Below are 13,021 nucleotides of genomic sequence, written 5' to 3' on the forward strand. Positions count from 1 at the left end.
GGGATGCCCGATGGTCAGACAGCCGTCAAGCCGCCATCGATAGCGATGGCCTGACCGGTCATGAATGAATTTTCCGGCGCACAAATCCAAAGCATAGCCTGCACCACTTCTTCGGGTTCGCACACCCGCCCCATAGGCACCCGTTTCGCGATGCGGGCATAGGCATCTTCACGGCTCAGCCCTGCGCGCGCACCAACCTGATCGGCCATCTCGTCGAACAGGGGCGTTGCGGAAAACGACGGGCACAGCGCGTTGATACGCACGCCGCGCTGCGCATTTTCATCTGCCGCGGCCCGGGTCAGCCCGACAACGGCGTGTTTGGCGGCCGCATACGCCGCAAGATGCCCTGCGCCTACCAATCCGGCGGCCGAAGCAACATTCAGAATCGCGCCCTGCCCGACCATTTGCATCAATGGAATCTGGTATTTCATGCCCAGAAACACGCTACGCGCATTCACCGCGATGGATCGATCAAAGTCTTCGACCGACAAATGCTGAAGCGGTTTTACGGCATGGCCCATCCCGGCATTGTTAATAGCCACATCCAACCCGCCCATTTCGTCAGCGATCCGCGCGATATGGGTTTTGATCGGCGCTTCCTGGGTGACATCCACTCGGTCGCTCAGCACCTCGACACCTTGCGCGCGCAGCTTGTCCGCCACGTCTGACAATGCACTTTCGCGCAGATCGCTCAGCGCAAGCCGCGCGCCCCGGGCGGCAAAACGCGCTGCGGCCAGCGCGCCAAACCCGCTGGCGGCCCCCGTGATCATCACCACTTTGTTTTTGAACGGCTCAGTCATGGCGCGTGGCCTCAAGCCCAGCGCGCGCGAATTGCGGGACAAAAGCACCAAGTTGCATGGCCCGGTCCGGGTCAGAGGCATTGCCGTCCAGCGCCCGTTTCAGAACGCCCTGAATAATCGCCCCCATACGAAAGAAGCAAAACGCCAGATAGAACCCGAACCGGTCAATTCCGGGCAGTCCCATGCGCTGACAATAGGCGGCGATAAAAGCAGCATCAGACGGAATGCCCAGCGCCGCGCGGTCCACCCCGGCCAGTCCGCGCCCTTCGGCGCCGGGCGGCATCTGCCATTGCATAATCACCGACCCAAGATCGGCAAACGGATGCCCGATGGTCGACAATTCCCAGTCCAGCATCGCCTTAGCCGTTTCGCTGTCTGTCGCGAACAGCATGTTATCAATCCGAAAATCACCATGCACCAGCGTGCGCCAGCCATCATCGGCGGGTGTATTGGCGGCAAGCCAGTCAATCAGCGCGTCCATATCCGGCAGCGACCTGGTTTCCGAGGCCCGGTATTGCGTGGTCCAGCGCGTGATCTGGCGTTCGTAATAATTGCCCTGTGGTCCGTAGTCTGACAATCCAACCGCTGCGATATCAACACTGTGGATCGCCGCCAGAACCCGGTTCATTTCGTCATAAACCCGCCCTCGTGCCGCCGGGCTTAGATCTGGCAGGCGCGGATCGTCAAAACTGCGCCCGTCGACATGGTCCATCACGTAAAAGGCTGATCCAATCACGGCGTCATCTTCGCACAACACCTGCATGCGCGCGACGGGTACGTCGCTGCCCGCCAGCGCTTTTTGCACGCGAAATTCGCGGTCAACGGCATGGGCAGATTTCAGCAAGACCCCCGGCGGCTTGCGACGCAGAACCAACCGGCGCATTGGCGTGGTCAGCAAAAACGTCGGGTTCGACTGGCCGCCTGTGATTTTCTCAGCCGTGAGCGGCCCTTCAAAGCCCGCCATATGGGCCGCAAGCCAGTCGGAAACCGCGTCTGTGTCAAGGTGGCTGGTGTGCATGCGTTCCTCCTTAGCTGTAGGTTAGCATGTCAGACTGATTTTCAGCGGTGATATGTGGCGTTTCGTTGAACCCGTGCAACCACGTGGCATCGCGCGCCATGACAAACCGGGTCACAGCGCAATTTTTGACCTGCAATTGCAACAGGATCATCTGTTGGGCAGGCGCGTCCAGCACATCCGCAACGGTGCGCCCGATGGCCCCGCCGGAGCTGACGGCGAGCGGTGTGCTGGCACCTCTTGCAGCCACGATTTCGCGCGCCTGACGTACCCGGGCGGTGAAATCTGCGAACCGTTCGGGCGGGTTTTCAATCGCGTCGCGTTGCCAGTCCAGAACCGTGTCGCGCAGAATGCGGAAATGGGTTTTGCGGTTGCTGTGCAGATCGGCGGGCTTGCCGTCGCGCGCGGCAAAACGCGCCTCAAGCAAGCCGGCAAAGTCAAATTCATTCCACCCGGGCACCACAATCGGAGTAAGCCCGGTCTGCAACGCAGTCTCCATCCCCTCCCATGTCTGGTGATGGCGTTTCTGCGCGCCGATAAAGATCGCGTCCGGCATGACGCCCTGCACCTTGAGTGCTTTGCCCAGCGCGCGCGACTGACGATGGCCCAGTTCGGACAGGTTGTCATAATCATCCGCCCCAAAACTGGCCTGAGCATGGCGCACCAAATGGAACATCCTGCTCATGACAGGCGCTTTTTCAGGCGATCCTGCGCGGTCATAAACTCTTGCTCCAGACGGTCCACCAGCGCCGCCGTGGGCAGCACGTCTTTGACCGCGCCGATGCCCTGACCTGATCCCCAGATGGTTTTCCATGTCTTAGGCTTTTCGCGCTTGTCGCTAAAATTCATCGTCGACAAATCGCCTTCGGGCAGATCGTCTGGGTCCATGCCCGCGTTGCTGACAGACCCTTTCAGATAATTCCCAGCCACACCGGTAAACAGCGATGAATACACAATGTCTTCGGCGCCGCTTTGCACAATCATATCCTTATAGCCCTGCACGGCGTTTGCCTCTTGGGTGGCAATAAAGGGCGAGCCGATATAGCCCAGATCAGCCCCCATCGCGAGCGCGCCCAACAGCGCATCACCCGTGCCAATGGCTCCGGACAACAACAGCGGACCGTCAAACCATTCGCGAATTTCCTGGACCAGGGCAAAGGGCGATTGCGGCCCGGCATGCCCACCAGCCCCGGATGCCACAGCGATCAGCCCGTCAGCGCCCTTTTCAACCGCCTTATGGGCAAAACGGTTGTTGATCACATCATGCAGAGCGATACCGCCGCAATCATGTGCGGCCTCGTTGACCTCGACCCGCGCGCCCAAAGAGGTGATCCAGATCGGCACCTTGTGGCGGTTGCAAATTTCCAGATCCCGATCCAGCCGCACGTTTGAGCGATGCACAATCTGATTTACCGCAAATGGTGCCGCTGGCCTGTCAGGATTGACCTGATTGTAGCGGTCCAGCTCTTCTGTGATCCGGGTCAGCCACGTGTCCAGCAAAGGCGGATCGCCTTCGGCCTCGCGCGCGTTCAGGGCTGGAAAGCTGCCGATCACACCCGCCTTGCATTGCGCGATGACCAGTTCTGGCACCGAAATGATGAAAAGTGGTGATGCGACAGCAGGGATACGCAATCCCTGAAGCGCCTTAGGCAAGTGGCTGTCCCCGGGCATATGTTGTCTCCTGTTCCCTAAAGCCACGGTAGACCCGTTGCCGGGCAAGGCAAGAGAAGGGTGAAACGACATTGCGTCACATCCGGCCCCGGAATGGGATCAGGCCAAAACCTTGCCTTTTAACGCGTTATGCTCGCGGTTTGGTCCGCCATTCCGGCTCATGTTGAGACATCAGCATGTATCCAATGGCAGACAGGAACCCAAGCAGAGAAAACAGCGCGACCCACGCCCCCCCGCTGTGGCCGTTCATATCAACAAAATGCGCGAAGCCCATTTGAGAACTGTAAAGCACCCAACCCGCAATAACGAGCGCGATGCCAAATTCAACATGCCGATCCAGCAACCTGAGCAAGGCCGCGACAAAGACAAAAATGATCGTCGCGTGATGCGCAATTGTTCCCGCCACCGTGTGCTGATGGTGGTTCAGAAAGACCATGGCGAGCACCACTGCGAACACCACGGAATTGATCGCCAGAGAAATGTCTGGCCCAAATTTTCGCATCATCACAAGGCCCCCAATTCCAATCACCAGAATGGCCCCCATTAGCGAGACATGCTCTTGTTCTGAATGGCCCGCGCCGTCAAAAACGCCCAATGGCGGGTGCATGATGAACGTGTCCGCCAAAATATATACCGAGGCTGCGATGATCATGCCCCATGCCTCTATTCGATTATAGAAGGGCCGGTTGTCCGGCGTCAGAATTGCAGCCCCACCAACGATGACAAGCGCGGCGCCCATCCCGAAATGCCCAAAAAACTGATCCATAATATGGCCCGGTTTATGCGGCACAAGCCACACGAACAAAAACACCGCAAACACAGTTTGCGCCGCCAAATAAGCAAAAAACACAGCCAAATTCACTTTCATCGTGTCCCCCTTTCACCCCCATTCTTGAAGGCAATTACGGACAAGACACTTTGTCGCAGGCCTGTTTGTCAACCTTTTTGCATGTCAGGAAGCGCATAGTCGGCAAACTGAGTGCGCAATGTCAGCTTGGAAACTTTACCCGTTGCGGTCAGCGGAATCTCATCAACAAACACCACATCATCAGGCAGCTGCCAGCGCGCGAAATGTTCGCCAAGCAGGTCCATCAGTTCGGAAACCACGGGTTGTCCATCAGGCGACGGCACCACGATCAACAGCGGGCGTTCGTCCCATTTGGGATGAGCAACCGCGATCACTGCGCAATTGGCCACCTTGGGATGCGCCATGACGGTGTTTTCCAAATCCAGCGAGCTGATCCATTCGCCGCCTGACTTGATAAGGTCCTTGGCTCGGTCTGTGATGCTCAGAAATCCATTTGTATCGATAGTCGCCACATCACCGGTACCGAACCAGCCGTCGTCGTCAAATGCCGCAGCGCTGGCGTCCTCGTTTTTGAAATACCCGGCGGTGATGGCGTTTCCGCGCACAAACAACTCTCCGGCAGCCGCCCCGTCATGGGGCAAACGTGTGCCGTCTTCATCAACGATCTTCAGCTCGACCCCAAAGACGCGACGTCCTTGTTTGGACTTAAGCTGAACCCGTTCGCTTGTCGGCATATCGTCCAGATGCGGCGGCAGATTACCTTGGGTGCCAATCGGGCTCATCTCGGTCATGCCCCAGGCGTGACACACGTTCACGCCCGCCTCTTCAAAGGTCTGCACCATGCTGGCCGGCGCTGCCGAGCCGCCCACCACCATGTCTTTCAACGCGCCGGGCATACGGCCTTGTTTTTGCACCTCGCCCAAGAGGCCCAGCCAGACCGTAGGTACCCCCCAGGCGGAATACACATTTTCATCTTCCATCAGCCGGAACAGGTTTTCGCCATCCAGCCCCGCGCCGGGAAACACCAACGACGCGCCTGTCAGGGGCGCAGTATACGGCAGACCCCATGCATTGACGTGGAACAAGGGAACAACTGGCAGGATGCGCCGCCCCGGTTGCAATGTCTGGGGCAAGGAAAGCCCCACCATCATCGCATGCAGAACCGTAGAGCGGTGGGTGTAAAGCGTGCCTTTGGGATGGCCGGTGGTGCCAGATGTATAACACAGCCCCGCTGCGGTCTCTTCGGGGAATTCGGGCCAGTCAATTTCTTCGGGTTGCCCCTCAAGAAGCTCTTCGTAACACAGGTAATCCCCGTCCGGCATATGGGCGCGGTCGGTCATGACCACCACTTGCAAACCCTCCGGCCACTGATCCCGCAACGCGGCCACAATGGGCACAAAGGTCAGGTCGACAAACAGCATCGTGTCCTGCGCATGGGTGACGATATAGGTCATCTGCTCGGCGGACAGGCGGGGGTTGATGGTGTGACACACCGCACCCATGCCTGAGATTGCATAATACAGCTCAAAATGGCGGTATCCATTCCATGCCAGCGTCGCAATGCGGTCGCCCATCTGCGCGCCCTGCGCCCTCAGACCATGGGCAAGCTGTGCCACCCGGTGGGCCGTTTGAGCATAGGTTTGACGATGGATATCGCCTTCGGTGCGCGCTGACACAATCTCACCCGTTGGATGTATCTCAGCGGCAAATGTCAAAATATCCGCGATCTTAAGCGGACGCATCATCATGGAACCCAGCAATTGCGGCCCTCCCCTGCCGTAAAAGATGTCAATTCTACTTGATACGTTAGGCACTTGGCGGCGGATTGCAAAAGGTTACTTTGTGAATGATCTTTATTTTTTCAGCGCCCTGCACAGCACCCGTTCGCAGGCGCGCAGACTTGCCGATTGCCGATGGCGCGCGCGGTTCTTAGGTTCTAAAGCGAAAGGAGACTTATCATGTCCGTCCGCCCGATACTGGAAACCCGCAAATCCCAACCCACGATGGAGGGCGCCGGCGTGCATCTGCACCGCGCCTTTGGGTTTCGCGATCCTGACGAGCTTGATCCCTTTCTGATGATGGATCATTTCCGCAATGATGATCCGGCCAAATATCAGGCCGGGTTCCCCTGGCACCCGCATCGCGGCATCGAGACGATCACCTATATTCTGTCGGGCGCGGTCGAACATCAGGATTCGCTGGGCAATACCGGACATCTGGGCGCAGGCGATGTGCAATGGATGACCGCCGGGTCCGGCATCATGCATCAGGAAATGCCAAAACCCGACGCGCGTGGCGGCAATCACGGGTTTCAGCTGTGGGCGAACCTGCCCGGCGCGCTCAAAATGACCAACCCGTGCTATCAGGACGTTGCAGCGCGGGAAATCCCCGAGATCATTGACGATGATGGCACCCGGGTGCGTGTGATCATCGGCAGTTTTTGGGGGCAGAATGGCCCGGTGGATGGCATTGCTGCTGATCCGGTATTTTTGGACGTCACAATCCCTGCAGGCGTGAAAAAGACCTTGCCCGTTGATACATACCGGCGCGCATTTGCCTATGTGTTCGAAGGCGACGCCGCCTTTGCTGATGCCAGCACCCCCACCGGAATTCTGTTAGAGAAAGAAGTCGCCGGAGAAGAGGTTAACATCCGCGATATGTCGGGCGACCGCACGCTGATCCGATTTGGTACAGGCGACGAAGTGACCGTTCAGGCAGGCGAACAGGGAGTGCGCTTTCTGCTGATTTCAGGCACGCCCATTCAGGAACCAGTGGCATGGCACGGCCCGATTGTGATGAACACACAGGCCGAGCTGCGACAGGCGTTTTCCGAATTGCGCAACGGCACATTCATCAAACCGGCCCATTGATCCAAATTGGGCGGCGCGGTTCCGACCTCAGGCGTGCACCGATTTGCGCACCATGTCCCAGTAGATTTTCTCGACCTCGCCCAGCGATAGACGCCCCCCCTGACGAAACCACGTATTGACCCCGGTCAGCATTGCAATCACCGCCATGGCTGCGATTTTGGTGTCGTGCACCTGAAACTGCCCGCTGGCGACCCCGGTCTTGAGGATGTCTTCCAGTGCATCCTCATAGCGCCGGCGCAGCGTCTCAATCTCTGCAAAGTTCTCGGGGTTGAGATTGCGTAATTCCATATAAGCAATAAACACCTCATCCGGGCGTTCTGCGTGGAATTGCAAGTGAAACCGAGTGAACTGCTCCAGCGCGGATTGCGCATCTTCGGGGGCTGGCAACTCTTGTCGCGCCTGCATCAGCTCGTGCATGTGGTTGCGCATCAGGTCAAACAACAGCGTCTGCTTGTCTGGCGTGTAATTATAGAGCGCGCCCGCCTGCACCCCAACATCGCGCGCAATCTGGCGCATCGACACTGCAGCATAGCCATGTTGCGCAAACAGTTTCAGCGCAGCCGCGCGCACACGCGGGCCAGTGATGTCAGAGTGTGATCCTGCCGTTCTTGCCATGAGGTCAGATTATCTGAACACGTGTTCTTATAAAACCCCTGCTTGCCTTGTGGCCTGCGCCGGGGCAAAACAGGCGCAACTTTTGATCCCGAGGCCCCATGAAACACGCCCTGCTTCTTTCTATTCTCGCTCTGGTGGCCTGCAGTCCTGAAACGACCAGTCAACAGATCGACGATCGTGATGCGGCGGCTGCGGACTATCCTGATCTGGTGCCGCTTGAGGAAACGCTGGTTTTGGACACGCCCCGGATTTCCGAAAACAGCGAAGACGAACTGGAAGCGCGGGCAAATCGGTTGAAACGCCGGGCACAGGAGCTGAGGAACACGCCTGTTCAATAGGCATCGCCTGATTGGTGCAAATTGTTTTGCGAGGCCGCGACGTGGCGCCGTTGCACAGCTCATCGGAACCGGATACATGGCGCTCAGTAAAAAATGCACCATCAAGGAGAACGCCAGATGACCACCCCCCTGCGTCTTGGGATTGCCGGGCTTGGCACCGTCGGAGTCGGCGTCGTCAAGATTGTCCGCCAGAAAGCCAATCTTTTGGCCGTGCGCACCGGACGTCCCGTGGTCATCACAGCCATCAGCGCCCGTTCGCGTAACAAGGATCGCGGCGTCAGCCTGTCCGGCTATGCGTGGGAAGACGACCCCGTTGCATTGGCAAAACGCGACGATGTCGATGTCTTTGTTGAATTGATGGGCGGCGAAAATGGCCCTGCCAAAGCCTCGATCGAGGCGGCACTTGCGTCCGGTAAGGATGTTGTGACCGCCAACAAGGCTTTGCTGGCGCACCACGGTCAGAATTTGGCGGAAGCCGCCGAAGCGGCTGGGCGCGTGATCCGGTTTGAGGCCGCTGTTGCCGGGGGCATACCCGTCATCAAGGCGCTGACCGAAGGACTGGCCGGGAATGACATCACCCGTGTCATGGGCGTCATGAACGGCACCTGCAATTACATCCTGACCCGGATGCAGGATGCGGGCCTGCCTTATGATGAGGTTTTTGAAGAGGCCAGCAAGCTTGGCTATCTTGAGGCCGATCCAAATCTGGACGTGGGTGGCATTGATGCAGGGCACAAACTGGCTCTGCTGTCGTCCATCGCGTTTGGCACGCGGGTGAATTTCGAAGGGGTCGAGCTGGAAGGCATTCAGCGCATTTCCATCGAAGACATCCGTCAGGCCGAAGATCTTGGCTATAAGATCAAGCTTCTGGGTGTCGCTCAGATGACTGGTCGCGGGTTGGAACAACGCATGTCGCCGTGCCTGGTGCCTGCAGACAGCCCACTGGGCCAGCTTAAGGGCGGCACGAATATGGTTGTCATCGAAGGCGACGCAGTGGAACAGGTTGTTATGCGCGGCCCCGGTGCGGGCGAAGGCCCGACCGCAAGCGCCGTTTTAGGCGACGTTTGTGATATTGCGCGCGGGTTCCGATTGTCGACCTTTGGCATCCCGGCGCTTGAACTGACCACGGCCAAAGCCGCCCAGTCCAACTCTCCGGCACCGTACTATCTGCACCTGACGCTACAGGATCGTCCCGGCGCGCTTGCCAAAATCGCCGCCGCCCTGGGCGAACACGGTATCAGCATCGACCGTATGCGCCAGACCCGCCACGACGACACCGCTGCACCCGTTCTGATTGTCACGCACAAGACCCAGCGCGCTGATCTGGATGCCGCGATTGATGCGATGCGCGCCTCTGGCGTGATGGCCGCCGACCCTGTGGCCCTGCGCATAGAGAGCGTCTGAACAAACCCTAAATGTTCTGAACTTTCGCACCCAACGGGCAAAACCGTTGGGTGCATTGGTTTTTGGGCCGCCGTTTTGTATTTGGGAACATGCCGGACATGGGGTTGTAGCACCGCTGCCACTGAGTTATTCCGGGGTTGGACCCTCAAACAAGGAATTTTCCATGACCAACAAAGCGGAATTTCATGACCGTATGCTTTCACTCGGCCTGGCACGTGTTGCCGAGCAGGCCGCCATTGCGTCTGCCAAACTGATTGGCAACGGGGATGAGAAGGCCGCGGATCAGGCCGCCGTCAACGCGATGCGTGAGCAGCTGAACCTGCTGGAAATTGCTGGTGTTGTGGTGATTGGTGAAGGCGAACGTGACGAAGCGCCAATGTTGTTCATTGGAGAAGAAGTAGGCACTGGCGACGGCCCCGGTGTGGATATCGCACTGGACCCTCTGGAAGGCACCACGTTGACCGCCAAGGACATGCCCAACGCTCTGACCGTGATTGCCATGGGACCGCGCGGCTCCATGCTGCACGCACCTGACGTTTACATGGACAAGCTCGCCATTGGGCCGGGATTTGAAGAAAACGTTGTCACCCTGGAGATGAGCCCCAAGGAACGGGTGGAAAAGCTGGCCGCGGCCAAAGGCTGTGACACAAGCGACATCACCGTCTGCATTCTGGAACGCCCGCGCCACGAAGACATGATCGCACAAGTGCGCGAAACCGGCGCCTCGATCCGTCTAATCACTGATGGTGACGTGGCTGGTGTAATGCACTGCGCCGAAGCTGACATCACCGGCATCGATATGTATATGGGCTCTGGTGGCGCACCCGAAGGCGTGCTGGCAGCTTCAGCTCTGAAATGCATGGGTGGCCAGATGTGGGGACGCCTGACGTTCCGCAACGACGACGAACGTGGCCGCGCCGCCAAGGCAGGCATCACTGATCTGGACCGGATTTACAGCCGCGACGAGATGGTCACCGGTGACGTGATCTTTGCCGCCACAGGCGTGACGGGCGGTTCGCTTTTGCCCGCGATCAGACGCCAACCCGGCTGGGTTGAGACAACAACTCTGTTGATGCGCTCGAAATCCGGCTCGGTACGGCGCATGTCCTATCGCGCACCAATCGAGGATTAAATGACGCGGGCACTTGTCCTGATTGACATCCAGGAGGGCATGGATAGCCCTCTTTGGGGTGCCCGCAACAATCCCGATGCCGAAGACAATGCGGCGCGCCTTTTGGCGCGCTTTCGCATTTCCGGGGCTCCTGTGGCGCATGTTCAGCACTTCTCGACACGCCCATCCAGCCCGCTGCACCCCGACAATGGCGGCAACGCCATCAAAGCACTTGTCGCGCCTGTGGGCGCCGAGCCGGTCTTTGCCAAGCAGACCAATTCGGCCTTTATCGGCACCAAGCTGGAAACCCATTTGCACCAGATTGGCGCAACAGGCGTGGTGATTGCGGGGCTTTCGACACCCCAGTGCATTTCGACGTCGGTGCGGATGGCGGCCAATCTGGGCTTTGACGTCTGGCTGGCCCATGACGCCTGCGCCGCGTTTGACACGCATGCGCGCACCACGTGGCGCGCTGGCCTGCCTGCCCTGAGCGCGCAACAAATACATGATGCAGAGGTTTCGATGTTGCACGGAGAATTTGCCCAGGCCCGCAGCACCGATGACATTCTGAAAGACATGACATGAACGATTTTCTGGACGTGTCACAATCACTGACCGGCCGTCGCTGGATTGGCCCCTCGGTCGAACTGACCCGCGCCTCAGAACAACTGGCGCAGGACACCACCCTGCCCCCGGCGCTGTGCGCTGTGCTGGCACGGCGTGGTGTGACCGCGCAGGACGCAGCCAGCTTTCTGGAGCCCAAACTGGCCGATTTGTTGCCAGACCCGCGCAGCATCAAAGACATGGAAACCGCCGCCACCCGGTTTCTGGCGGCTGTCAGCGCGCGCCAGCGCATTGCCGTCTTTGCCGATTACGACGTAGATGGCGGCAGCTCTGCCGCCTTGCTGATCACGTGGCTGCGCGATCTGAACCTGCAAGCCACGCTTTATGTCCCGGACCGCATTGACGAAGGCTATGGGCCCAACGAAGCCGCCATGGCCGCGCTGGCCCGTGATCATGATCTGATCATCTGCGTGGACTGCGGCACGCTGAGCCATGGTCCGATTGCTGCCGCCGTTGGGGCGGATGTGATTGTGCTGGATCACCACCTCGGCGGCGAAACGCTGCCCGATTGTTACGCTGTAGTGAACCCGAACCGGCAGGATGAATCCGGTGATCTGGCGCATCTGTGTGCCGCATCGGTGGTGTTCCTGATGCTGGTCGAAGCCAACCGCCAAATGCGGAGCCAAGGCACGGCAGGCCCGGACCTGATCGCACTTCTGGATCTTGTGGCGCTGGCCACTGTGGCTGATGTGGCACCATTGGTTGGCGTCAACCGTGCGCTTGTGCGTCAGGGTCTTAAGGTGATGGCACGGCGCGACCGTCCCGGCATTGTTGCCCTGTCTGACGTGTCGCGCATGGACGCCACGCCAAATACCTATCATCTTGGGTTTCTGCTGGGTCCCCGCGTCAATGCGGGCGGGCGTATCGGTCAGGCCGATCTGGGTGCGCGTCTTTTGTCCACCAACAACGCGGCCGAGGCCGGAGCGATGGCGGATCGGCTGGATCAGCTGAACACGGAACGGCGCGACATCGAATCCGCTGTGCGCGCTGCCGCGATGGAACAGGCCGAAGCACGTGGGCTTGACGCGCCGCTGGTCTGGGCTGCGGGCGAAGGCTGGCATCCCGGCGTCGTGGGCATTGTCGCCAGCCGCCTGAAAGAGGCCACCAACCGCCCGGCGATTGTCATTGGATTGGACGGCGACGAGGGCAAAGGCTCGGGCCGCTCGATCTCTGGCGTCGATCTCGGGGCCTCGATCCAGAAACTGGTCGCCGAAGAGCTCTTGCTCAAAGGGGGCGGACACAAAATGGCGGCAGGCCTGACAGTGGCCCGCGATCAGCTTGATGCCGCCATGGCGCGGCTGGCCGAATTGCTGGTCAAACAGGGCGCAGGGGATGCCGGTCCGGCCGACCTCAAGGTTGAAGGCCTGCTCATGCCGGGCGCCGCAACGGTCGAGTTGATTCAGGACATCGAAAAAGCAGGCCCGTTTGGCGCAGGCGCTGCCGCCCCGCGCTTTGCTTTTCCCGAGGTAGAGATTCGCTTTGCCAAGCGCGTCGGCGACAGCCACCTCAAAATCACGTTCGGCGACGGGTTAGGCGCGCGGATCGATGCCATTTGCTTTGGCGCCTTTGACGGACCGCTTGGTCCGGCGCTGGAATCACATGGCGGCGCCCGGTTTCATCTTGCCGGACGGCTGGAAATCAACAGCTGGGGTGGACGCCAGTCGGTCCAGCTGCGACTGGAAGACGCCGCCCCGGCCTGATCCCGAAAAAATCGCAACCGAGTCTGATATTTTCACTTGCGCACCGAAGGCTGTTTGCCTAAATA

General features: G+C 59.3%; 13 protein-coding genes. 6 read left to right on the forward strand and 7 right to left on the reverse strand.

Going from position 1 to position 13,021, the window contains the following annotated elements:
• Positions 1-14: 14 nt before the first annotated feature.
• From ABJI08_RS06720 to ABJI08_RS06745, 6 genes are all read right to left on the reverse strand, one after another.
• On the reverse strand, positions 15-800 hold the full coding sequence (locus ABJI08_RS06720) for an SDR family oxidoreductase (RefSeq protein WP_348401054.1): 786 nt from the start codon (positions 798-800) through the stop codon (positions 15-17).
• Entirely contained in the window at positions 793-1,818 is a 1,026-nt protein-coding gene (locus ABJI08_RS06725) for a phosphotransferase family protein (protein ID WP_348401055.1), read from the reverse strand. Before ABJI08_RS06725 ends, ABJI08_RS06720 begins: the two co-directional genes overlap by 8 nt.
• A 10-nt stretch (positions 1,819-1,828) precedes the next feature.
• Entirely contained in the window at positions 1,829-2,500 is a 672-nt protein-coding gene (locus ABJI08_RS06730) for a histidine phosphatase family protein (RefSeq protein WP_348401056.1), read from the reverse strand.
• Complete coding sequence (locus ABJI08_RS06735; RefSeq protein ID WP_348401057.1) at positions 2,497-3,486, reverse strand: nitronate monooxygenase family protein; 990 nt, start codon at positions 3,484-3,486, stop codon at positions 2,497-2,499. Before ABJI08_RS06735 ends, ABJI08_RS06730 begins: the two co-directional genes overlap by 4 nt.
• Before the next feature lie 127 nt (positions 3,487-3,613).
• Positions 3,614-4,354 carry a hypothetical protein gene (locus ABJI08_RS06740; RefSeq protein ID WP_348401058.1) on the reverse strand — a complete coding sequence of 247 codons (741 nt, stop codon included), beginning with the start codon at positions 4,352-4,354 and terminating at the stop codon, positions 3,614-3,616.
• Positions 4,355-4,422: 68 nt separating this feature from the next.
• Positions 4,423-6,054, reverse strand: a complete 1,632-nt coding sequence (locus tag ABJI08_RS06745; protein WP_348401059.1) for a long-chain-fatty-acid--CoA ligase — start codon at positions 6,052-6,054, stop codon at positions 4,423-4,425.
• Between the two features lie 198 nt (positions 6,055-6,252).
• Between ABJI08_RS06745 and ABJI08_RS06750 the strand changes: the two genes are divergently transcribed.
• Positions 6,253-7,164 carry a pirin family protein gene (locus tag ABJI08_RS06750; RefSeq protein ID WP_348401060.1) on the forward strand — a complete coding sequence of 304 codons (912 nt, stop codon included), beginning with the start codon at positions 6,253-6,255 and terminating at the stop codon, positions 7,162-7,164.
• A gap of 27 nt (positions 7,165-7,191) precedes the next feature.
• Here ABJI08_RS06750 and ABJI08_RS06755 read toward each other — a convergent pair whose 3' ends face one another.
• Positions 7,192-7,779 carry a TetR/AcrR family transcriptional regulator gene (locus tag ABJI08_RS06755; RefSeq protein ID WP_348401061.1) on the reverse strand — a complete coding sequence of 196 codons (588 nt, stop codon included), beginning with the start codon at positions 7,777-7,779 and terminating at the stop codon, positions 7,192-7,194.
• Positions 7,780-7,877: 98 nt separating this feature from the next.
• Here ABJI08_RS06755 and ABJI08_RS06760 point away from each other — a divergent pair, with 98 nt between their 5' ends.
• From ABJI08_RS06760 to recJ, 5 genes are all read left to right on the forward strand, one after another.
• Positions 7,878-8,117 (forward strand): hypothetical protein, encoded by a 240-nt coding sequence (locus ABJI08_RS06760; protein ID WP_348401062.1) that lies wholly within the window; start codon positions 7,878-7,880, stop codon positions 8,115-8,117.
• Positions 8,118-8,234: 117 nt separating this feature from the next.
• A complete protein-coding gene (locus ABJI08_RS06765; RefSeq protein ID WP_348401063.1) occupies positions 8,235-9,521 on the forward strand; it encodes a homoserine dehydrogenase in 1,287 nt (428 codons plus the stop codon).
• A gap of 163 nt (positions 9,522-9,684) precedes the next feature.
• Positions 9,685-10,653: a class II fructose-bisphosphatase gene (gene glpX, locus ABJI08_RS06770; protein WP_348401064.1), complete on the forward strand. Its 969-nt coding sequence runs from the start codon at positions 9,685-9,687 to the stop codon at positions 10,651-10,653.
• Positions 10,654-11,217: a cysteine hydrolase family protein gene (locus ABJI08_RS06775; protein WP_348401065.1), complete on the forward strand. Its 564-nt coding sequence runs from the start codon at positions 10,654-10,656 to the stop codon at positions 11,215-11,217.
• Positions 11,214-12,956: a single-stranded-DNA-specific exonuclease RecJ gene (gene recJ, locus ABJI08_RS06780; protein ID WP_348401066.1), complete on the forward strand. Its 1,743-nt coding sequence runs from the start codon at positions 11,214-11,216 to the stop codon at positions 12,954-12,956. The genes ABJI08_RS06775 and recJ overlap by 4 nt, the downstream gene beginning before the upstream one ends.
• Positions 12,957-13,021 lie beyond the last annotated feature (65 nt).

It is taken from the genome of Shimia sp. (assembly GCF_039969785.1).
Classification (GTDB): domain Bacteria; phylum Pseudomonadota; class Alphaproteobacteria; order Rhodobacterales; family Rhodobacteraceae; genus Shimia.